This window comes from Acidovorax sp. (assembly GCF_046314175.1).
Taxonomy (GTDB): domain Bacteria; phylum Pseudomonadota; class Gammaproteobacteria; order Burkholderiales; family Burkholderiaceae_C; genus Acidovorax.
In genome coordinates, this window is sequence record NZ_JBKBXG010000022.1 from 34,824 (window position 1) to 56,587 (window position 21,764).

16 protein-coding genes are annotated in these 21,764 nt (G+C 59.7%); 1 reads left to right on the forward strand and 15 read right to left on the reverse strand.

The window, feature by feature from the left end:
- Positions 1–28 precede the first annotated feature (28 nt).
- From ACK4OE_RS08470 to ACK4OE_RS08490, 5 genes are read right to left on the reverse strand one after another with little or no spacing between them, the layout of a single operon-like run.
- Complete coding sequence (locus ACK4OE_RS08470; RefSeq protein WP_409884294.1) at positions 29–1,243, reverse strand: DNA sulfur modification protein DndB; 1,215 nt, start codon at positions 1,241–1,243, stop codon at positions 29–31.
- Positions 1,243–1,773, reverse strand: a complete 531-nt coding sequence (locus ACK4OE_RS08475; protein ID WP_409884295.1) for a hypothetical protein — start codon at positions 1,771–1,773, stop codon at positions 1,243–1,245. The genes ACK4OE_RS08470 and ACK4OE_RS08475 overlap by 1 nt, the downstream gene beginning before the upstream one ends.
- Positions 1,770–7,160 carry an FtsK/SpoIIIE domain-containing protein gene (locus tag ACK4OE_RS08480; protein ID WP_409884297.1) on the reverse strand — a complete coding sequence of 1,797 codons (5,391 nt, stop codon included), beginning with the start codon at positions 7,158–7,160 and terminating at the stop codon, positions 1,770–1,772. The genes ACK4OE_RS08475 and ACK4OE_RS08480 overlap by 4 nt, the downstream gene beginning before the upstream one ends.
- Positions 7,154–8,689, reverse strand: a complete 1,536-nt coding sequence (locus ACK4OE_RS08485) for a hypothetical protein (RefSeq protein WP_409884298.1) — start codon at positions 8,687–8,689, stop codon at positions 7,154–7,156. Before ACK4OE_RS08485 ends, ACK4OE_RS08480 begins: the two co-directional genes overlap by 7 nt.
- Positions 8,686–10,560, reverse strand: coding sequence for a hypothetical protein (locus ACK4OE_RS08490; protein WP_409884299.1), 1,875 nt, complete (start codon positions 10,558–10,560; stop codon positions 8,686–8,688). Before ACK4OE_RS08490 ends, ACK4OE_RS08485 begins: the two co-directional genes overlap by 4 nt.
- 466 nt (positions 10,561–11,026) lie before the next feature.
- Between ACK4OE_RS08490 and ACK4OE_RS08495 the strand changes: the two genes are divergently transcribed.
- Positions 11,027–12,028 carry a site-specific integrase gene (locus ACK4OE_RS08495; protein ID WP_409884300.1) on the forward strand — a complete coding sequence of 334 codons (1,002 nt, stop codon included), beginning with the start codon at positions 11,027–11,029 and terminating at the stop codon, positions 12,026–12,028.
- 424 nt (positions 12,029–12,452) lie between these two features.
- Here ACK4OE_RS08495 and ACK4OE_RS08500 read toward each other — a convergent pair whose 3' ends face one another.
- From ACK4OE_RS08500 to ACK4OE_RS08545, 10 genes are all read right to left on the reverse strand, one after another.
- On the reverse strand, positions 12,453–12,629 hold the full coding sequence (locus ACK4OE_RS08500; protein WP_409884302.1) for a hypothetical protein: 177 nt from the start codon (positions 12,627–12,629) through the stop codon (positions 12,453–12,455).
- Positions 12,630–12,641: 12 nt separating this feature from the next.
- Positions 12,642–14,015, reverse strand: coding sequence for an aKG-HExxH-type peptide beta-hydroxylase (locus ACK4OE_RS08505; protein WP_409884303.1), 1,374 nt, complete (start codon positions 14,013–14,015; stop codon positions 12,642–12,644).
- Positions 14,012–14,878, reverse strand: a complete 867-nt coding sequence (locus tag ACK4OE_RS08510) for a hypothetical protein (RefSeq protein ID WP_409884304.1) — start codon at positions 14,876–14,878, stop codon at positions 14,012–14,014. The genes ACK4OE_RS08505 and ACK4OE_RS08510 overlap by 4 nt, the downstream gene beginning before the upstream one ends.
- Positions 14,853–15,473: a hypothetical protein gene (locus ACK4OE_RS08515; RefSeq protein WP_409884305.1), complete on the reverse strand. Its 621-nt coding sequence runs from the start codon at positions 15,471–15,473 to the stop codon at positions 14,853–14,855. The genes ACK4OE_RS08510 and ACK4OE_RS08515 overlap by 26 nt, the downstream gene beginning before the upstream one ends.
- Positions 15,463–16,635, reverse strand: coding sequence for a radical SAM protein (locus tag ACK4OE_RS08520; protein ID WP_409884307.1), 1,173 nt, complete (start codon positions 16,633–16,635; stop codon positions 15,463–15,465). The genes ACK4OE_RS08515 and ACK4OE_RS08520 overlap by 11 nt, the downstream gene beginning before the upstream one ends.
- Positions 16,632–17,282: a deoxynucleoside kinase gene (locus ACK4OE_RS08525; RefSeq protein WP_409884308.1), complete on the reverse strand. Its 651-nt coding sequence runs from the start codon at positions 17,280–17,282 to the stop codon at positions 16,632–16,634. Before ACK4OE_RS08525 ends, ACK4OE_RS08520 begins: the two co-directional genes overlap by 4 nt.
- Positions 17,279–18,148: a hypothetical protein gene (locus tag ACK4OE_RS08530; protein WP_409884309.1), complete on the reverse strand. Its 870-nt coding sequence runs from the start codon at positions 18,146–18,148 to the stop codon at positions 17,279–17,281. Before ACK4OE_RS08530 ends, ACK4OE_RS08525 begins: the two co-directional genes overlap by 4 nt.
- Positions 18,149–18,348: 200 nt before the next feature.
- On the reverse strand, positions 18,349–19,200 hold the full coding sequence (locus ACK4OE_RS08535) for a hypothetical protein (RefSeq protein ID WP_409884310.1): 852 nt from the start codon (positions 19,198–19,200) through the stop codon (positions 18,349–18,351).
- A gap of 71 nt (positions 19,201–19,271) precedes the next feature.
- Entirely contained in the window at positions 19,272–19,802 is a 531-nt protein-coding gene (locus ACK4OE_RS08540; protein ID WP_409884311.1) for a hypothetical protein, read from the reverse strand.
- Positions 19,803–20,372: 570 nt separating this feature from the next.
- Positions 20,373–21,617: a phage/plasmid replication protein, II/X family gene (locus tag ACK4OE_RS08545; RefSeq protein WP_409884312.1), complete on the reverse strand. Its 1,245-nt coding sequence runs from the start codon at positions 21,615–21,617 to the stop codon at positions 20,373–20,375.
- Between the last annotated feature and the right edge of the window lie 147 nt (positions 21,618–21,764).

Here is a 21,764-nt window from a genome sequence, read left to right on the forward strand (position 1 = left end):
TAGAGCGCCGGGCAATCTCACTCATGGGCTACGCCTCTTCGGCAATCGACGCGAGCAAAGCGTCCAGTTTCTTGCCGATGGTCTTGTTCCGCAACGGCTGTCCAGCGAGCCGCAACAGTTGCGCTTCGGCGATGAGGACCTTGTTGGTAATCATCGTCTTTGCGACAGGGTTCCACATGATGTGGTGCCACTCCTCGTTCTGAATGAAGAGCTCGGCAGCCCGCAATTTCTTGACTGCTGTGGCAACGCTGTTCTTGCGTTCAACCAGCAACTGAACTGCGCGCGCGAAGGCGCGCTGCCCAATTGGACGGAAGAGCATGTGGTTGCATTCGGCCAACCGATATGCGCCAGAAGTGCCCTTCTTGTTCACAAACACCACCTTGAACTCAGGAATCTGGGCCAGCAGCTCGTCGAAAAAGGACTTGCACAGTTCAAGGTGGGCCGCCAGCGCAAGCTCGTCCGGACGGTCCTGGTCAAAGCCTTTCGGACCGCCATACAAATCCCTCACGATTTCCGATAGCCCCACGACACTCGTGATCGAAGACGTGTCGGTTGCCGGGATCGATCCCCCGCTCGTGTAGAGCACATGCTTGCGGGCGTCCTCAAACAGCCAGTGACTATCGATCAAGCGCCGCGTGACGATTGCAAAGCCGTCATCTTCATCGAGCGCAATCTTCGCAGCCTTGGAAATGATCTTCGCCTTCTTGTTCACGGTCGTGAAGAGGCGGCGGGTGCGCTGCTTTCCCGCCTCGCTCTTGGGGTCGTGAGCCACAAATATTGCGCTCATGCTGTCATTGCCAATCTGCTCGGCAACCTTGGCATCTTTGAGAGCGAGCTTTATGCCGGCTACTCGATGCTGCCCGTCAATGGCAAACAGGTTCTCACTGCCAGACAGCCTGAGCAAGCCGAGGCGCCCCTCAATCCTTTGAAGCTGCTCTTCCGAAATTCCCTCGTCAGCAGGAACCTTGACGTTAAGAGGTGTCCAATTCGGCGAGCCCCCATAAACCCCCACGATCATCGCGCCGAGGAAACGCTGCGGATTGCCCACGATATATGTGGCAATCGCCTCTGAATGCGAGTCGATGGCTTCGCGCTGAATCCATTCAGCCAGCTTCTTTCGCTCATGGATTTCATCGGGTGCCTTGATCAGCTCCGAGACCTCCTGGAAGCTCAATGTCGTGACGTAGTAGTTCCAGTCTCCAACACGAGATCGGATTGAAGGAAGCAAGTTAGCTGTTTTCATCAAAACGCCCTCATCGTCTTACTTGTTGTCGCGTCGTATTGACGGTTGAAAGGGGGACGCAGCGCATTCATCATTTGCGTTTCCAGATGCTCCGCGGCAGCAACGTCAGCTGTCGTGGTGTAGAAATACTTCAGGTGGCCGCTCCACACGTTAAGCATCCGCCACACCAAAGGCCGCGTAGTATTCAAGAACCTATTGTTCTCGTCGCCGATATAGGCGCCGATGCGCTCATACAGGTTTGTGGCCTTCCCCACATAGAACAACCCGCTGGCGGAAGGGAAGTCGAACACGTCTGCCATGACAACAAACACATAGACACCCGGACTCTTGGGGATGCTGCTTCTGGTCTTGGGCGGAAAGTCACTGCGCACCCAAGTGCAAGGAATCGATGGGGCCGCGACCCAAGCTGGGGGAAGAAAAAGCATCTCGACCTTATGGAAGTCGAGCAATGCCAAGTCCTGGATGTCCTGGGCCACCCCAGCGCTCAGCGAGCTCGAAATGGCCGATCCCGGCGTGCCTGGAAGAATCATGACTTTTTGGATTCCGTGTCGCGGCGGATGGCATCCACCGCAAGTCCGATGTCATCGTCCGACAAAAATGGCGCTTGCGCGAATACAAGCCCTTGCTCGCCATTGAGCTTGGCAGCCATGTGGCCACGGCCCAGCAGCAGCTCGGCGCCAGGCCGGTCAAGCGCAATCTTGGAGGTCGCCTCGCTCGCGACCTTGAGAATGAGGCGGTTACCCAAGTTCTCCCGCAACTGCATCGGCATCACATCCTTGTCGGGGCGCTGAGCCGCGAAAATCAGGTGAATGCCTGCTGCTCGTGCCTTCACGCCCAGACGCTGCACGGCTGCCCCCACAGCGCCCTTGTAGGCGTCGTCGAGCATCCAATCAGCGAACTCGTCATGGATCAAGAACACCATGGGCAAGCGTGCATCCGGCGCCGCCTTGGCATTGAATGTGCCTAAGTCGCGTGCGCGGGCTTGTGCAAATGCCCGGTATCGGCTCTCCATCTCCTCGACCAACGCTTCCAGCACTTCGGTTGAGCGCTCTTTGGTGGTGATGATGGCCTCGCGCATGTGAGGCAAATCCTCCAAGGCAGCGTAGTCCACACCCATCTTGGGATCGATGAGGATGATCTGCGCCAGCTCCTTCGAGTTGGTCGCCGCGATATCCAACAAGATCGCCTGGATCAGCACTGACTTTCCGCTGCCTGTGGCACCGGCCACCAGTGAATGCGGCTCATGCGAGGACAGGCCACCGAATTCGCCCCCCAAGTTCAAATAGAGCAGCGAGCCGTTGATTTCTTGCAAGCCCAGCACAAACGAGGTGTTGATGCCCGCCACGTTGCGATTGAGCTGCCGCTTGGCCCACAAATCCCACAGCGACACGGCTTGCCGCTTGACGCCAGCAATCGTCACAACGATCTCGCCTGGCTTGGGCTGCACCGTCACCAGATTGATGGCATGCGTGGTCAGCAATTGCGTGCGCTTGGCCTCGATGTCCTCGACCCTAAGCCGGTCCGAACCCGCCAGCCGCACCAAGCAGCCATTTGGCGTCATCCGCGTGCCCAGAACAGCAGCCTGCAAGCCGTAGCTGTTCAATGCGGTCTTGAGCTTCTTGGTTGTTTCCTGCGCCCATGCTTCGCGCTCGTGGTCCGCCACTGCAAGGCCGGCTTCTTTCGTGGCAATCAAGGCCGACAAATGCTCGCCTAATAGCGCAGCGACGGCTTCATCTTGAACCAAAGGAGCCGCGGACTTGGCTTCTGCCGGGACAGTCGCCGGCGGAGCCTCCGGAGCCGGGGGAGTCGATTCGGCCGCGTCGGCGCCACCCTGCGCAGCTGCGTCCTGCTGGCCAAGCTGCTCCATCATCGCGTGCCAGGCCACGCGCGCGGCGGGCCGACTGAATGAAGCCGATTTCCAAGGCTCTGAGCCTCCAAGCTGCGCGCGAACGCCAGTCGCACCGGCTCCGGCTGCATAGGCTTCCACCAGTTTGCGCAGCTCCGGCCGGTCGAATACCTCCTGCCAAGCCTGGACGCCGTCGGTGTTGTCGATCTCGACCTGCTCGGATGCCGATTGGGATTGGCCCGCCTCAGTCGAATGGACGAAGATGTGCGAGTAGCCGCGTAGTGCAATGTCCGCATCGCCTTCGCGCAACTTCGCGCGCGCCCGCTCGAGCAACCCTGAGAGGCCAGGCGGAATCTCAGCATCGATCAGCAAGTCTGCCAAGCGAGAGAGCCACACGTCGCGGTCAAGACGACCAGGATCACCAAACAATGCCGCCCGGAATGTGGTCAGAGTTGCCATGAGCTGCGCCTTAGAAGAGCGCTTGGCCTCAGCCGAGCCCTCGGCGGCAACATATTTGGACTCGACCACGGCGATACGCAGACGAATCCCATCATCGACCTCCTCAACACAAAGGGCCAAGATGTCAGCGATACGGCTTTCGCGCTGGGCTAGCCAATCGGCGTAGTCGTCGAGCAGGAAGAACACACAAAACGACTGGCCCGCGTTGGTCTGCGCGGCAAACTCCTCGGCGACCAAATGGCGACTCAGGACCAGCCCAAGCATTTCTCCAGCGGACACCCCGCGCTTGGCAGCGCGCAGGACGATGTCGCCGGAGACCGACAGCGCATCTTTCTTCATGCGGGCGGCTACGTTGTCGAGTTCGTCAGAGCCCAAAGAAAGGCCAAGCTCGCCGAGGCGGCGGCGAATCAACACGCCAAGCAGGCGCAGCTCGGAAGTCGAGCTCACGATCATATTGCGGCCATTGGTGGACGCTCGGCGATACCGAACGACTGTGATACCGTTGTGTTGCAACTGCCGCTTGTCGAGCAACTCGTCATAGGTGGCGACCCACTCGGCCAACGCATGCGCATCGTTCATGGTCGAAGCCAGCGCCTCATGCTGCAAGGAAATGCGGCGGGCAGGCAGGTAGCGGGTTCCGACGGGAGCATCGGTCTGGCGATGTACCGCCGCCACTGCGCCCACATAGGACCATCCCGAGGCCGTCTGCCATGGGCAGGTCAGAAAGGTCGTCGATTTGAGCTCGTTCTCGCCAGAGACGCTACGATAGGACCAGCGTGACGGGGCGTGCTCCAAGCTGGGCCGGTCATTGGACCAATCCACGGGGAGCCACTCTTCGACCGCCGTTCGCGACACCACGTCGTGCAGGAAGGCCACGTCAAAGGGCTTGAAGCCCCCCTCGCCTTGCCCCGGCGTGGCCGAGGCCGGCGTCACCGCAATGCGAAGCTTGGAGATGAAGTTGTCCGAGGTCTCGCTGACCACCGGCAAGTCGGGATCGTCGCCCGCTTTGTTGACCAGCTCGGCATAGACGCGGCGCAGCTTGGCCGGGTCGCTGTGCCTGACCGACACGCTGCATTGAAAGTCGTCTTCGGCCTGCAAGCCCGCGAGCTCCCGCACGGTGGCCAGCGGCAGCTCGGCCGCGTCGGCGTTGTAGAGCAAGACGCTCAGGTTGGCGGCTTCATGGGGTTGTAAGCCAATGTATCGCTCCAAGAGCTCACGGGCCTGCTTGGCAGCGGAGGTCGGATCGACATCGGTCATCGAGTCCTCTTCACCCCGGACCGGCCGCTCAAGCAAGCTGTATCCATTGACGGTGCTGCTCGCGGCAACCAGCAGTGGCTCGCTGCCACGCTGCATGACCGCGATCTCGGGATAAAACGGATGCGCGAGCTCCTCGGAAAACTCCCGGAAGAAGATATCGCGATGCCCGAAGAGCACGCTGTCGCTGCTCAGCAAGTGGGTCACCAGACCTGCAACGCGGCGGGTCTTGACAGCCAGCGCCTTCATCCGCTCTGGGTGCCATGGCGGGATGATCAGCGACGGCTGCTCGCCCGAAATGCGGGCGGTGCCAATGGAGAGCACTTCGGCCACCAAGCGGGCGCGGCACACATCGCCGCGCGCGTGCACCATCAAGGCGTTGAGCAGCGCCGAGAACGACTCGGCCTGGCGCAAGACGGATTCGCCTTGCAGCCCCGTATCGACGAAGTCCTTCATCGCCAAGATGTAGTCGGCCTCGAAGACATCCCATGCCGCGCGCAGCTCGTCGCGTTGCTCCTTGGTCAGGCGGCCCTCGGCCGCGAGCTCCTTTATGCGGTCTTTGATCTCGGCACGCAAGCTGCGCAGCTTGTTGGCCGGCGGGACCAGCGAGCCGGCGTCGCGCGAGAAGGTGGCTTCAAGCGTTCCGGTGTCGAGCAGCGAGACGCTTTGCACGCCGCCCTTCTTGCTGACCAAGCGACGCGGAACCTCTGTGCAGCCGACGGCGCCCTTTTCCAGCAGGCGGCGCATGTCCGACACCAACGCCAGCCCGATGGACTCGGGGCGGTAGCTCCACACAAGCTGCGTCTTGTCTATGACGGTCTCGCGGTCGCCAACGCGCTGCACGAGCGCCACGTCGAACTTGATCTGCACCGCGTTGCGGGCCAGCGAGGAAACGGGCTTGAGGGTCGAGCCACGAAGCTCCCTCTCCTTGGCGAAGAACTCCTCGTAATGGAAGAGCGGGTCGGGAAGATTGCCCACCCCCATGCCCTTGACCTCCCACTTCACCCGCGAGCCCATCAGCTCCTGAATGCCGCGATACATCGCCGAGAAAAAGCACCCCACGTCATGATTGAAGCGCGTGCGCCACTCGGTCCGCCCTTTGTTGACGGTGAAGCGCAGAAACCGCTCGCCGGCCATGTCGTCGGCGCCGGCCAATAAATGGTGGGCCACGCTCGCGAAGCCATCGAGGAAATCAGTGCATTCGATGGCCTTGCCGAAGATCGCCTTCTCCCAGCGGGCATGGAGCTGTCGCGATGGCTCCATGAAGCGCCGGTGGAGCTCAAAGAAGACTTTGTCGTCGTCGTTCCACTCGGAGCGCTTCTCGCGCGCCTTGAGATCTTCAAGGTGGCGCTTCCACTTCTCATCGAGCGCCTCAGCATCGTCGCAGTCGTGCTCGAAGAACCTTAGCGTGTGCTCAGCGAGGCCTTGGAGCTTTTCCTTGGGCTTGTCGAATATGTGGCAAACGCCGTCGGTCTCCCACTCGAGCTCGGCCACGTCGGCCGCGGGCTGGTTGTCACCCATCGGAGCGTTGATGAACGCCTCCAAGGCGACCCGGGCAGCGTCGGTGATGTTGGCCGCGTTGTCCTCCAAGCGCTGACGCATCTCGTCAGGATCCAGCGGCTGGCCATTAGGCCGCAGGCGCAGCAGCAACGGCGCGCGGTGTGCGAAAAGCTTTTCGAAGGCCTTACGCCAAGGCTTGTAAGACACCCCATAGGTCTTCGCACTGGAAAAGAACGAAGTGTCCCTAGGCAACCCCACCTTGGGCAGCGACCAACCGATGGCATCGCGGATCGGCAAGCCGCGCGCGGCAGACATGGCCTCGGTGACATGGGCGCAAAAGTCGCCGAGCTGAACGAGAGACAAGTCGTTGGCAGAGATCAAACCCTTGAGGGCCGAGCGGAACACCTGGCGGTCGTCGGGGACGGGAGCCATGCCGGCGACATGGCATGTGGCGTCCACCCACGCCTCCTCATTCGCACGTAGCTCCTTGGCGCCCAAGGCGGTGACGTGGCCGAGGGTGTCAGCTAGGTTGTGCTCGTTGCCGTTGGCGGTGAGGATCGCCTCTTTGCTCGTCTGCGCGTTGTTGCGCACGAAGCCGGCGTTGTGCTGAATCAGTGCCTCGGGCGGCAGGCCTTGGCCTTCGACCAGTGCCTCGGGAATCATGAGATCGACGCGGGCGGCTAGGTCGTGGTTGGCCAGGACGGCACGCGCAACCGACGCAACTTGGGAAGAGGACAGCTTGTCGAGGCGGAACAGCGCCGCCGAATCCTGCGCCGAGCCGTCGACCTGCCGAGCGTCACTGATGCGCTTGGCCAGGATATCGGCGCCGACGCGCCCAATGATCCGATCGGTCAGCAATTTTCTTCTCCCTTGAATCCAAACGGGTTCTCCACGAACGAGCAGGAGTCGGACAGCCGACGCACGAGCCCAAGCCCAACAAGCCGCGCTTCGAGGTTGGCGCGGTTCTCGCTGAGCACTTCCTGGTCCACCTTCTTCTCCGCGACGAGGCGCGATCCTTCCGCGTCGCCAATGACAATCCCATAGCGCCGCTTGGCCTCGGCCAAGAACTCGTCGAACTGCATCCGGTCATCGACGATGGCCACAACCAGCGTCTTAATGAGCCGGTCGTTGGGGGCATAGCGCGTGCGTCGCGCGAGGCGTCTGGAACTAAGCCCAATGGCGCGCGACCATGACGCGTGAATCTTTCCGACGTGCTGCTCGTGGCGGGCAGTGGCCAACTCAACCAGCCTCTCGATGAGCTTGTCGCCAGACATGCGCGTATAGTCGGCTTCATCATCCGAATCGGCCGACGGCCACTGGAAGAGCTCGCGCATGACGCTGGCTTGCGCCGCGTCGGGGTAGTCCGACTTCGAGGCCGCCTCCCACTCCGGTAACAGGCGGGCTTGCTCGATGGACGCGCGAACCGCTTTCGCGGAAAGGCCTTGGTTGAGCTGGTAGCTGTCGCCCGACAGAGCACGAACCTTGGTGCGTTCTTTAGAAACTATCTCGCAGACAAATTCAACGGGCTCAGCGTCGCCGGCCTGGAGCTTGCCCTGCTGCAAGAAATACAGCAAAAGATTAAGGCCCGTCGACGCGATCAGATGCTCCAAAGCGTCGTAGATCGGCATGTCCTTGGCCAGGATCGCCAGCCAATCCTCGCAGAGCTGGTCAAAACGAGGATGTGACGCGTGGGGCAGATAACCCACGTCGCGCGAATTCGACGCGAGCTGGGGCTCACCTTGCAGCGCGCGCACCAAGCGATTCATCGGAGCCGCCCGATTGAAGAGGCGCTGTGAAAGCTGTGCACCAAGCTCTGGGCCGCGAGCCGCGCGGCTGAGCATGAGATACAGCAGCTCGCCCGTGCGGGCGAAGAATCGCCGGTCGTTGCTCGCGCCGCCCGAGTCGATCCGCAAGTCCTCGAACAAAGCGTCTGGGCCAAAGGGAAAAACAAATTTGGAGCTCCAGCGCTTATTGCTGCGAGCCTCGAAGGCCGAGGAGCGCAGCAGCTCGATGGCCTTTGCGAAGTCGTCGAAGTTGGAGAACGCCTTGCGCAGGTAGCCCATATCCTCGTCGCCAAGCTTGGTCGCATCCTGGGCAAACAAGGCGCTCCATTCGCGCCACTTCTCGTCGTCGGTGATGGACCGCTCGCGGATGGCCTCGACAAAGGGATTGTTGAACAGCAAGCCGCGCAAGCGAATTTGATGCTGCGGCCGGTATCGGACTTTGTCGCTGGACGTGGTAACCAACGGGCTGTCCAAGTTCGACCCCAGCACGCCCAGGAACTCCAGCACCGTCAAATGCGGCAACTGCTCGTCATACAGGCGGTGCCCCCAAATATGTTCATCGACGGCAAAATCGACGCGATCGATGTCAATGCGCTGCCTCATTCCGAAATCCTCACGGTGATGGGCCTAGAGAACCCGTGGCCACCTTGTTCAATATCGATGAAGTTAAGCGTGAGCGATCCACTGTCGGCGCCGACCTCCTCGTCGTCGTCCTGCTGGCTCCGTCCCCGGATAAGCTCGGCTTTGCGCAGCAGCTTGGCCTTGAACGCCAACATGTCCTCCAGGCACTCGTTTGAAAAGCTGCCTGGTAGCGCGCCTTCGGCCACTCGGGACAGGAATTCGAAGCGCACGGGCGTGAGATCAAAGGCCACGGAATTTCCAGCCCCTTGGGCCAGGGACACGTCCAGACAGGGCCGACCCGCCTTCGCCTCGAGTTTGACCGCCATGCCGACGCCATTGAGACGGCGCGAAGGCGCCTCGGTATCGCACAGCACGCTGACGCGCGACTGCGTGAAGCCGCCGGAACTGGCGACAAAGATGCGGTCCACATTGTCGATCAAGAGGCCCGTCATCACGCGATTGAGGCCGCGCACCAGCCGGCCGCGCACAGTCTCAGCGACAGGCTTCTTGTCGAGCAGGGCCGCGCGCATCTCCAAGTATTCGCCCGCGAAGCGGAACACAGTCATGGACCAGAAGGGATAGCCCTCCTCGTCTGGCGGCAGCGTGAAGAAGAGGCGGCGGCGCTGCTCCTGCAACAGGTCCATGAAGCCGGCAGCTCCGCCGTCGAGGCGGGCGGATTCTTCGCCTTCAAGATACTTATCCTGGGCGCTGAGCAGCCGTGGCGTGGCGCCATAGACGTGGTCGCTGGCAATCAAACGGGCGAATGCCGGCGCGAGCTTGACATCATCCTTGCCGTAGACCAGCAAGCCGTCGGCGCCATTGGTGGTCTCATCGCCCACGCCGAAGGCGGCCATGGCCTTGAAGACAGGCCGGTCGGCAAGACGACGCTTAGGCAGGTTCGCGCCAAAGGCGTTGCCGTAGACGCTCCCGCGGTCCACGGTCCCTTGCTCCTGAACCCAAGCGACCTCAGCGCAAGACATTAAACCGTCCTTGGCATCGCGGTGGCCCAAGATCATGTTGGCGCACAGGGCGAGCAAGTCGCGAACCGGCAAATGCTGCCCATTGAGCCTGGCAATCTCCACCAAGTCGCCTAGCCGACGTCCGAGTTGCGCGCCATCCCCAGTCCCAAGAAGCCGTTGGCGGTTCTCATATATCGGGCACACCTTGTCGCCCGATTTGAGCGAGCACCGGCCACAGTTGTCCCATTCGGCGTGCTTGGCGACGGCGGCAACCACCTCGTCAAGCGCCATGCGGCCCACGCTGCGGCTGAGGTCAAAAACAGCCAAGCGATCAGGCTCTTTGCCCGCCTGCAAGAAGAACTCCTGCAGCGGCTTGCGCAGCGGGTGGCTGCGCCCTTGCCTGCGCCCAAGGTCGCGAAGCCGGTCGAGCACTTGGCCGTGGTTGGCCGCCAGGATGACGATCTCGCTGTCGTCGCCCTCGAGCACCGATTTTTCGAGCCGAGCCAAGGGAGCGTCGCTTTCCTCGCCGTTGAACTCGCTGAGATCCTTGATGAAGACGGCCAAGCGGCCATCAGCCAGGCGATGCTCTTTGATGTTGCCTTTGGCGGCCCACGCGCGCGGGTCGCCGCCCATGGAGGTCCAGAGCGCTCGGCAGTGGTAGGTTTTGCCATCGCCAGCAGTGCCAGCAATCAGCATGGAGCCAGCCTTTCCTGAGGCCACATGCGCCTTCATCGGTTCGAGCATCGGCGTGCTGAGCGCAATAGGCTGCACCTTAGCCCGGCCCACTGCGCCGGCCACGTATTCGTCGAACATCGTCAGGTTGTTCGGCGTAGGACCGTAGGTACGCAGGAAACGCACCCAAGCGCTTGATGGCGGAATGCCGATTTCGGTCACTCCTGTGTGCTGATCTGACAACTGGCACTCCCCCAAGAAAGAACAATAGTTACATACTTTCCTGTTGGAGCATAAGCTAGGACAAGGCTATTTTTGCAAAGAACTAATCGCCTTGTGAACCTTTGGCAAGCCGGTTCAAAATACTTCAGCTCGATGCATTTCAGTCCCTTTGTCCACAGGAAAATTTCCTGAGACAATCGTGTGGCTGGATCGATTTTTCTTGCTGTTTTATACGAGCGGCGCTAGTCAGCACTCAATCAAGCCAGCATCAGCGATGCGAGCCTGACTTCTTTCTCATCTACCGACCATTCATGCGCAGCTCCACAGCGCGTGTATGTACTGTCGGTTTTTTCTTCCATTTGAAGGTAGCGATAAGACACAGTTATCGATTGCCAGACACCACAAAAAACGGCCCCATTAGCGGGCCGTTTTTTTTTTTTTTTCCAACCCGTCCGTAGGATTCACCATGAAGAAAATTCGCACTCCGCAGGAGGGCGCTGGCGCAGTTTTGTCTGTTCGCAGTACCACAGCATCCAATACCATGCCGCAAACGCCGCCAGAGGGCGTTTTGAGCGGATTTTCGGCCACTGCCGCGCAGTTCATCGCGGCCAGTCAGTCAGCGGCTACCAAGCGCGCATATGCCTCCGATCTGAAGCATTTTTTCGCCAATGGCGGGAGCGTTCCAGCCAGCTCGGCCGTCCTGGCCGAATACCTGGCCCGGTGCGCGGAAAAATTATCGGTAGCGACCTTGGAGCGACGGGTAACCGCGATCCACAAGGCTCACCTAGAAAAGAATCTGGAATCCCCGGCTCGCAGTGAGACTGTGAAGCGCGTGATGCAGGGCATCCGTCGGACGCTGGGCACGAAGCAGCGGCAAGTTCAGCCGATGGCCAAAGACGACCTGTTGGCAGCGCTGGTGATGATCGACCGGCAGAAGATGACGATCAAGGCGGCGCGTGATCGCGCCTTGCTGCTTGTTGGTTTTGCGTCGGCTATGCGAAGGTCGGAGCTTGTGGCGGTGCAAGTGGAGCATCTGACCTACTTGTCGAATGGTGTGGAGATTTTCTTGCCGTCCAGCAAGACCGATCAGGAAGCTCAGGGTCGCACAGTGTTCATCCCGCAGGCCAACAGCCAGCGGTGTCCAGTGCGTGCCCTGGCGCATTGGCTGGAGGTTTCCGAAATCAGAGAGGGATTTGTGTTTCGTGCCGTCAGCCGCCATGACCGCGTTGCACGGCATGGTTTGTCGGCGCAGTCGGTGGCGCTGGTGGTGAAGGCATCGGTAGCGCGCGCGGGCGGAGATAGGAGTAAAGTCAGCGGCCACAGCCTGAGGGCTGGCTATTGCACGAGCGCAGCAGAGAAAGGTTTGCAACCTTGGCAGATACGAGAGCAGACGGGACACAAATCTGATGTGGCCCTCGCTACGTACATTCGCCCGATAGGGAGAAGAAGACTGCCGAGTCTGCTATAGCAGTCAAGTGCCTACCAACGCCAACCGGCGTTGCGTGCCTGTTTAAGCGATCGATTCGTAGACCATCTCACGGCATTTTCCGAGAGATGCAGCTTGACAGGATGCTCGCAATGACAGTTACGGATGCCGGATATGGTGCTTGCTGACGACTCGCGAAGTCAGCTCTCTACGCATCAGCCGTTGCAGAACTCGCTCGTTTTTGTCCATATCGAGCGCCGTTGGTCGCTTCGCTTAACGCCAACTCACGTGCCAACCTAACTATACTGATCGGCCTACGATTTAAGCATCAAGAGGTTGGCTTTGCGGTGCAAGCAAACTCTGACTTGCCCAAGGTCCTCTATGGACTGATATCCGGCATATCTGTCATGGGCTAAGACGTAGTCAAGATGGCGCTGCCGAAACTGCGACATTCCGGTTAAGCGCGTCAGGTTTGCCGAGCTTGCTTAGCCTCTGCCTCCTTGATTGCATCCTGAATCGCCTGCCAGTCGTTAACTTCAACTGCAGAGTGATGGCAGGCGACTTCGGCCCCGCCGGTCTTTTCGCCCGCCGCTTCCAAGGCCACAGCGAACGCGCGCAGGCGTTCTTGAGATTGCTGGTCCATTTAACACTCCTTTCAAAAGCTCAAATTAAGAGCTCGGTTAAGTTCCTCCGCCAGTACTGAGCGAAGGGCTATGTCCTCGACCTTAGCGAGAACACTGGATATAGACGCGACGTTGTCGTGCAGGACGCCCGCTTCTACCCGAAGGCGTGCACGGGCGTATGCCTTGTCTACATCGCCGACTTCGTCGATACGCAAACAGCAATGAAAGAACTGACATAGCAGGCTGAAGACGAGGGTTGCCTGCAGTATTCCGTGCGCAGGCCTGAGCCTGTGGCGCCATGGCGACCAGTATTCCTCAGGCCCGAATCCTTGGGGCTGACGCTCGGCAAGCATGATATTTAGCCATGTATGCGTGGCCTCGTGCAAAATGCTCTCCGCACGCCGTAGCTGGCTATCAACTCGATCACAAAAAGAGGTTCCTGGGAGGCCGGACAACGTATAGCTGTCGCTCGCTTCAAGAAGAGCCTTGTCAGCAAGTTCGATCACCAAGCCAACGCAACCCTCTACGGTGTACATGAAATCCGAGCGCTGGAGCAACTCCATTGCGGCACTGTAGCCGGCACCGCCGCGTTGCAGTTCCGCACTAACTGCCGCTGCGGTCGCGAGGTAAAGCGGTGTTTCGTAGCCATGGTCGCTGACTTTGAGGCAACCTTCACTGCGGATGGCTAGCGGATGCTTCGCCTGCGGCAACTCAAGCACAACCCGAAGCAGTTCGAGGACTGCGGCAAGCGATTCCTGGCCCGCAGCGGCGCGCTGTGCGCGGTAGACGACATGCTCCAACAACGCACCGGAGGGCTCGCCCCGCGCGCACGCCACACTGATCTCCGCACATAGCTCAGGAAACAGCAGTGCCAGTGCGTTACATAGTGCTGTTCGCCGACGCGACAACGCATCCTTCAGCGTCGTCTCAAGCGCCGAGTACTCTATTCGCTGTGTATTCCCCACTCCGCCGGCCACGCACCATCCGGCGATCGGTGCCCCTTGCCCGACGGCAAGCAACCGGGGCAAACGCGCTGCCAATGGTTCCCAGTGAAAGTTGAAAGGCTCTGGGGCGGCACCGCTGGTGTCCGGGTGCTCTTCCCAGTGGGTCCAAGTGCTGCGTTGGACTGAGTTTAGCTGCACAAGAAAGGCATGCCGCTGCTGTCGTTCCTCACGAAAAGGTCGCATATCGTGCTCGAAAATGCCCAGTGACTCAAGCATCCGCTCCTCAATGTGTAGACCAGTTTCCTCCGTGAGCTCACGCACCGCAGCCGTCGTGACCGACTCACCGAGTTTGACCGTGCCAGAGGGAATCTGGTATCCAACCTCGGGGTGCTCAGGGTGGGCAAACACAAGCAGATGGCCATCTGAGACGACATAGATTGCGGCCTTTATTCCTAGTTTCATGATGCTGATGCGATTGCTGCGAAGAACAAGTTGTCGGCGCACTCTTCAACGTCTGTAGGCAGTCCGGACAAAACCAATTGCGATGTACGTGGCTGCCAACCCGTGCTCTTCAGAAGTTCGGTTACACCATCGGCTGAGAAAAGCTCGATAAAGGAATGGACCGATTCAGTCACAGCGCCAGCCGCGAGCGCGACGTAGCGATGGCCGAAGTACACACCATCGTCGGTGTATCCGCTTTCGTCGATGACTAAGTCAGCTTCAGATGGTGCGAAATAGATGCACCCAGAAGCAGATATACATTGCCGCCCCCAGCCGGAGCCGCGGAGCCGGACATCGCCTATCAACCAAGTCCCGGGTGAGCACATCCGATTCATCAAACGCAGCAATTCATAGGCGGCGGTTGTGCCAAGCCCGTTGAGGCACTCATAGAGAACCAGCACGAGCGAAACCTTCGACAGATTCGCCACGTGCACGTACGCCAGCGCGTCGTCGCAGATGAAGTTCGCGCCGGCGCGGTGCAACTTGCGCGCAGCATCCGCCAGGACGGGATTCACCTCAACGCCAACGTACCGCCGTGTACGGCTGCAGTTGGCCAGCGAGCCGGTCCCGCAGTACAAGTCCAGCACGCTGTGTCTCTCAAGGTCACCAGCGACGGCGCTAATCCAGTTCTCGACTGCAATGCGCAGCACTGGGCCGCGACTCGCCTGATCGGTGTTGCCGTCCATATGCACCGGGAGCAGTCGGGCACCCAAGGCGGGGTCATCCCATTGCACGCTGGACAACCGCGTCAGGGGCAGCCGCTGAAATGGCTCGATTTTGCCGGACGCGCACAGATGCTCAATCGTATCGCGCAGCATGGTCATATGGCGCCGCAAGCGCGCTTGGAAAGATTTTCTGCGCGAATGCCGCAACGCGCAGGACGTCTTCGGATCTGTGCCTAAAGTAATTGCATAGGTCGATGCAAGGCCGCTGATGCAGGTACAGATCGACCACCGGAACGCAGCGCGCGTTCGACTCGTCGTACAGGTACCAGGGGTAGACCGCTGCACGGCAAACCTGAAGGTACGGATTGACACCCACAGCACACATCCGCAGAGCCCTAAGCAGAAGCCGCAGCTCGGGAGTCCCGCGCGGCAGCAAGCCTACGTGGCATTCGCTGCTTGACGCGTCGTAGCGGTGCCCCTCGCAACTAGTGTATGTGACGAAGCCTGCTCCGGTAATGGCTGTGACCAGCGGGCGTACGCCAGGCTCAAGCGAGGCTGTGAACTGTGATTCCTTCGGGGTGAAGATGTCTGCGTAGGTGCCGCAAAGCTCTCCTGTGCGGTTGATGTTGCCGGCGGGCGAAACAGCGAAGCCCTTGTGCGCGTCCACCGGCAATTGGTGATCCCACTCGTAGAGCAAATGCGCCACACAGCGAATTGAATTCACCGTGCGCGGTTTGGTACGCTCATGTGGCATGGGAAGCCCCTTCCGTGAGCACAGCCAGCGTAGCGAGCAACGACTTTCGATGCGCGCAGTAGGACGTGCTGTCACCCGCAGCCAGAAGGCGTCGTCGCGTCGCAAGGCAGCCGCCGCCGCACACACGCGCGAACTCGCAATTGAGGCACATCTGCAGCAGTTCGCGCATACCTTGCTCGGCTGGCTCGGCCCATAACGCGTGTGCTGCTGCCAGTGGCGAGGTACTGTCGATTGGCCCGTACTCCACCTGGCGACGGTCAAGCTCATCGCATGCGCCGAACGTATCATCCGGGTAAAGCGTATACACGTGCGAGCATTTTCTGCCTGCAAAATGACAGTTGTTCGTTGCAAGCCCTCCGAGCGAGCGTAGTGCGGATGTCACGGGTTCAAGCACATAGCGGCGCGGGCCAATGTTCGCGATCCAGAAGTTGGTCGCTTCCTCGATGAACATTGTGTATTGTGAAGGCGTGATTCCCCAAGGAAGCGTTTTGCCGCAACTGTCGCCAATCGCGATGCGCACGGCGCGGCGACGCACCGGCCCGCTCTCCTGAAGGACCTGCGTATCGAAACAAGGCACCAGCTTCACGACCTTCACCGCTGGGTACTCCGCGAAGAAGCGCAGTATGGGGCCAGCGCTGCCGAGCGAACCGCGGTGTACAACACAGATGATCCCAACGTCAACACCTTCGGCGGCACACGACTTGAGCGCCTCGACCACAGCTGCCGTCGACGCTCCGCCCTGCAGGTTGACACGCAAGTCGTTAAATTCCCCCGGGCCGTCCAGGCTAATGCCGATCTGCAGTGAGGGGAATAGGCCGCGTAGGAAGCGGATACGGTCACGGTCCAGTAGCACGCCGTTGGTCTGCATTGTGAGCCGCACGATGCGGCCCAAATGGCGCTGCAGTACGATAGAGAGTTCTTCGAACTCTTCGGTGGGGTAAAGCAGCGGTTCTCCGCCATGCAGCTCCAGAGCCACCGCGCCTTGCGGCAATCGTTCAAGGAAGCGCTTGATGCTCAACGCCCGCAGGATCCGTGAACCGCTGTAAGGTTTGCGCTTTTCGTAGCAGTAGCTGCAATCAAGGTTGCAACTCTCGCCGACCAGTTTCAGAATCACCGAAACTGGATCTTCACGACGAACTAGCTGGAACACGGGATAGCTCATTGATCTTCCGATTTAGCGGCAGAGATGCGTTGTCGGATTGCTGGTATCAACACCTGCCGGACTTTCTGCCGCAGAGCTTCGACATCCAACGCGTTGCCAATGCGCAGGAGTTCGACACCAGTAAAGTCGGAGTTCAGCAAAAGCTGCTCGTAGCCGGCCACAAGGCGTCGCAGGTCTGCAGGCCGTTCATAGTGGCGGGTGTGCCGACCTCGCTGCAGGATGCGCTCATATGCCTGGTCCGCATCGACGCTGACGTAGACTAAAAGATCGGGCCTCACCGTGCCCGCACCTCTATGCTGCTCCAGCGTGGTATGCATCGGTATCCCGTATAGGACTTCGTGATAAACAGCATCGCTATAGAACCATCGATCGGCGATCACCACGGCACGTTTGCGCGCTGGCTCAACGTTGCGCAGACCATGCAGTCTTTTGTCGTGCAAATATGCCTGCGACAACTGCGCAGGCGGCACATAAGTTCGCTGCTCACGGGCGAATACTAGGGCGCGCGCGTGCCAAGGATGCAGCCACGAATGCTGTCCAATTGTCACGGCGAGGACGCCGGCTGCGTCGAGTTCTGCGCGCAGCATTTCTCGCAGCGTGGTCTTCCCGGCGCCGTCGCAGCCTTCGAGGACAACGAACGGCATCATCCGTGCCAGTCCTCGTACAGTGCGTCTAACGTGGCTGCATAGTCGAATGCGCTGCCACGGAGGAACATCTGGCGGTTCCAGGACCTATTCCAATAACAGGCTAAGTGTCTCGTGAGCGGATAGTCGGCGAGCACCTCTTCGACGAGCGTTGAATCAACTCTCGGAGACCGCATAGCGTTGACGGTGCGCGAGCAAAGCTCGGCGCCCATCAGCACCGCCATATGATCGGCTGCGAAACGCTTGGCGCGATCAGTGTCTGCGGATGTTCGAGACACGACAATCGCCTCGGCCTCAATCCACAGCGAAGCGAGATCGCGCGCCGCCTGCTCGACGATGGCTACCGCTGCCTGCCAGCAATTCATGGAGGGCTCTAGTTGGATTGTGTGCGGATAGTTGGAGCAGCCACCCAGAACGAAGCCGCCCACAGAAAGTGCAGGCAGCCAGTCCATTCCTGCGGCGGTAATGCATGCTAGAGCCTCTTTTGCCAATTCGCTTGCAGCTTGCTCGGGCGTGCCGCTGCCATAAAGCGCATAGATTCGCTCGTTCGGGATGTGAATCTGGCCGAGCCGACGTGATGTGAGCACAGGACTGGCGGTCTCACAAAGACGCAACGGGCAAAGCGCCCCGGCACGCAGGCCTGGTTCGGTGCACGCTAGCCCTGCATAGCTCCTGAGCAAAACTGGCTCGACGAATTGAAAGTGGAAATGCACCGTCCGGCCATCGAGCATGTTCGCCTGAAGTTGATCGAGCTCGACTTCCTCGAGCGGTTCGAACGCAGTCTGCGGGAACAGCTCTCCGCTAGGCCGGAAGCAGCCACGACGTGCATAGATGCCGCCCTCCGGTATCGTGCGTGTTTCATCGCTCACTTGCGGCTTTCCCAATCGGCAGTGTGTGTCATGAGCATCCATAGCATATAGACGACGCGTCGCGGCACACCAATACGCTTGTAGGCGCACAAGGTGCCAATCGGCTCAAGTGCTGTCAGCGTTGAGTGAAGTCTGTCAGATTGCGGCAATAGCTTCGCGTGCGTATCAGGGCGAGCGGCGACACAATTGCATCGCACAACTTACTCCGCGACTTCACCGAAGCCGACCGATCGCAACCGTCGTGGCGCAGCGATGGGTTCCGCGGTACCGTCGACGCGCACGCGGACCCACCGACCTTTATCGACCTCCACGCGCTCACCCTCCTGAACGTCCGCGTCGAGCGTATACAGCGCACCAGACGTCGCCAGGCAAATCACATCAAACAAGAGCTGCGCCGATTCGCTCCAACCAAAGAATTCAAGATTCTTGAGCGCCATCCAGCGTTCGAAAAGCCCGAGGCAATCCAAGCCTCGTGCATGCACGCGCGCCAGTTTTGCAAACCGCCATTTCACGTTGATGTCCGTCTCGCCGAACAACGCGGTGTAGCCGTCGATACACAGGCCAACGCACATTCCGCGTACATAGCTCGCCTGTAGGCTCTGGCCATCAAGGGATGCGCCAACTGCATCCTGCCACCGTGCACGCGCACTGATCAGGTTTGACATCGCCCAGGATTTCGACAGCGCCTCTGCCAAGCCGCGATCGCGTGGCAAAACCTGTCCTTCCCAAGGCTTCGTGAGCGAGACGCCGTGACATACATCGTGTAACTGATCCAGCACGCTAAATGGTGCCGTCCTCGCTGAGGACCAATCAGAACAATCTCCCGACGGAGAAGGCAGCGCAGCCAAACATCGAATCAACTCGCTCTCGGGCAGATGGCAGACGTCAATCCAGCGCTTAGCACTGGACGAGTAATACACCGACGTCGGGCATGCACGCGCTCCACCGACGATCAAAACATCGATATCCGAAAGGGAGTTGCCAAAGCCCTCGACCAATGAGCCAGTAAGCAGGACGTGTTCGTGCGCCGCGCTGTAGTCTAATTCGCTCAAGAGATCGAGTCGCCGTACGCCCAGGGCTCCTAGATCAGAGGTCGCGGAAACGCGCGGGCGATAGGGATACATCAAAACTTCATCCGCTCCATGGACGACATGTAAGGAACAGCGTCGCTCTGGCTTGCGCGGATGGCAGACATCAGCTCGTGGGTTCGCTGGTCGTCCACGAAGTGGAGCGCTTGCACCGCGTGCGCCTCGGCGTCGGCCACGTTTCCTTCTGCTAGGTGCGCCAACGCGATGTTTTGGTGCGCGAGCCACAAGTCGCCGTTGTCTGCGGTGTTGATCTCAAGAACCTTTTTCGCCGCCACATGCGCCTCGCGCGCATCACCCGGCTGTGAGCGGCGCAGCTTGACCTGCGCGAGCTTATTGAGGATCTCTGGCTGTAGCCCGCGTGTCTCACTAGTCAGTGCGTTGAGCTGCTTTGCTGCAAGGTCGTTCATGCCGACGTGCGCATGGATGAACGCCTGCGCGCGCATCACGTCGAATTCGTCCGGTGCGGGCAAAGCCTTTAGTTGATCCAGTTCCTCGCGCGCACGCCGCGCTAAGTGTTCGTGGCTCGCCACCAGAGTTTCGAGCCTACCAATGAGATTCGCGTCCATTCATGCTCCTGTTGGTAGCAAGGCCACTCGACCCAGTAGCGCTGACGCGCGGCAAATCCGCAAAACAATGCAGAAACAACGTTTGTGTTTGCACGTTACTGGTTTTATCTAGTTTCCATCGTCTTTTTATGTCTGTCAATATTTTCTAGGCACCAGCTTTGGCCCGCTTAGGCAGTAGGCGTGCAATGAACTCCCTGGCCCATGTTGCCTCCCGTTTCGCCGCCGCGCCACTACGCGTTCCCGGACGTCATCTGCTGCTTATGGAAGGAGGCCATTCACGTCTGCATCAACATGTCCGAATCCCGTCCCCAGCTCCCAGGCAACCTCGTGCCTTGGACGAATTGGTCCGAACGACTCGGCGGCGAGATCATGTTGGGACCTGTGGTAAACCGAAGGAGTAATCAAGTGATAAATGGCTGTGCTGAGATGAAAGCTTTTATTTCATCGGGCTCGCGCGTAACAAGCACTTGTAACATCGCGCTCGCCACACAGCCGCTCTCCATTGAGCCACTGCAGGCAAAGCGGTGCTCTTGTGGTCGATTTGCTGGTGCAACTTGGCTATGCAGAGGTTTAGTTGCGGTCAATCGCAAATGCGACCAGCGCATTCCACTTGTGCCGGTGGTCGCAGTACCCCAGGCCACGCTCAAAAAGTTCGCGCACGGACACCAGCAGGCTACGTTGCACATCAGGCTGAAGATGGCTGTTCACGTCAATGCCGGTGACGCGCAGGACGGTTTTCCGACTGGCCCGCCCCGTCTCCGTGGACACACCACGCACGAACGCAACGGTATCGCCGAGCAGCCAGGCGCGCAATTTGTGCTGCAGGGCCGGGGTCAGTGCCTCAATGTTGCGCACGTCAGGAACACAGCCTTCGGCGCGCACCAGCAGGTCAGTCCACGGCTTCATCTGCTGCTCAATGGTGTCGGACTTCCAGTCATGCGGCTCATCAAGGCCAAGACGGATCAGTTCGTCACGCCGGAGTACCAGTTCAAGACGTACCAAGCTGGAAGCCTTTTCGACCAAACCATCGCGGTGGTAAACGCAGTCAGGCATTGGGTTCGCGTCGAGTTCCTCTCCCTTGAGATAGATTTTCAAGCTGCGACGTTTGGAAGACTGGCTGATGTAGAGCGTCTGTGTGCCGTAGAAGCTGAGATCGCGCACTGCACCCACCAGCAGGTGACGCAAGGCCGCCATGAGGGCTTTGGCACGCTCGCGGGCGCCGCAGTCAATATGCACAGCGCAGTCAACGCGGGTGAGCGTGAAGCTACCAGCATCAACGAGCGCGCGCTCGATGGGCTTTGGCCGCAGGTGCAGGAGGCGGCACACCTCTTTGACGACCGCAGCGCACGCGGGATGGACACTGTGTACGCCAACCACGTTCTGGCCGGTGAGCCACTTTACGGGACTGCACTCCAACAGCAGCGTCTTACCGTTGTCCCGGCTGATCACGCGAGCCACAGCACCCGTCAAGGGCGAAGTCACCAAGTACATCAAACCATTGCGACGGACGTGAGGATTATCGGCCGTCAACTCTTCCAGAGATGGGTGAGTGATCGACAGCTTCATGCGCACGGTATCTATCAGAGACGAGTAGAACGGCTTCCATGGCACGAGAGGCTTTGGCACCATGACTTGCTGCGACAGCGGCTTCGACATGCACTCTGGCAGGGAAGACACCGGCAGCTGGTTCCACAGCGTAACGCTGGGCATTTCTGGGGGCTGTGTTTGCTTGAGATGGCGTGCACGCACAGCCGAAGTGGCAGCTGCAGGGGCAGTTTTGAGGCGCGAGGATTTCTTGAATTTGGTGAGCTTCATGATGATCAGAATTCGATGGGTATGAACTGGTGAACAAGGGCCCTTTGCGGCGTGTTCACGTTCATCACGTCGGATCACAGCGAAGTCGTAGAACCGATGCCAACACCGTTTCTGTGATGGAGTCAGTTTTCATAAACTTCACGCTGT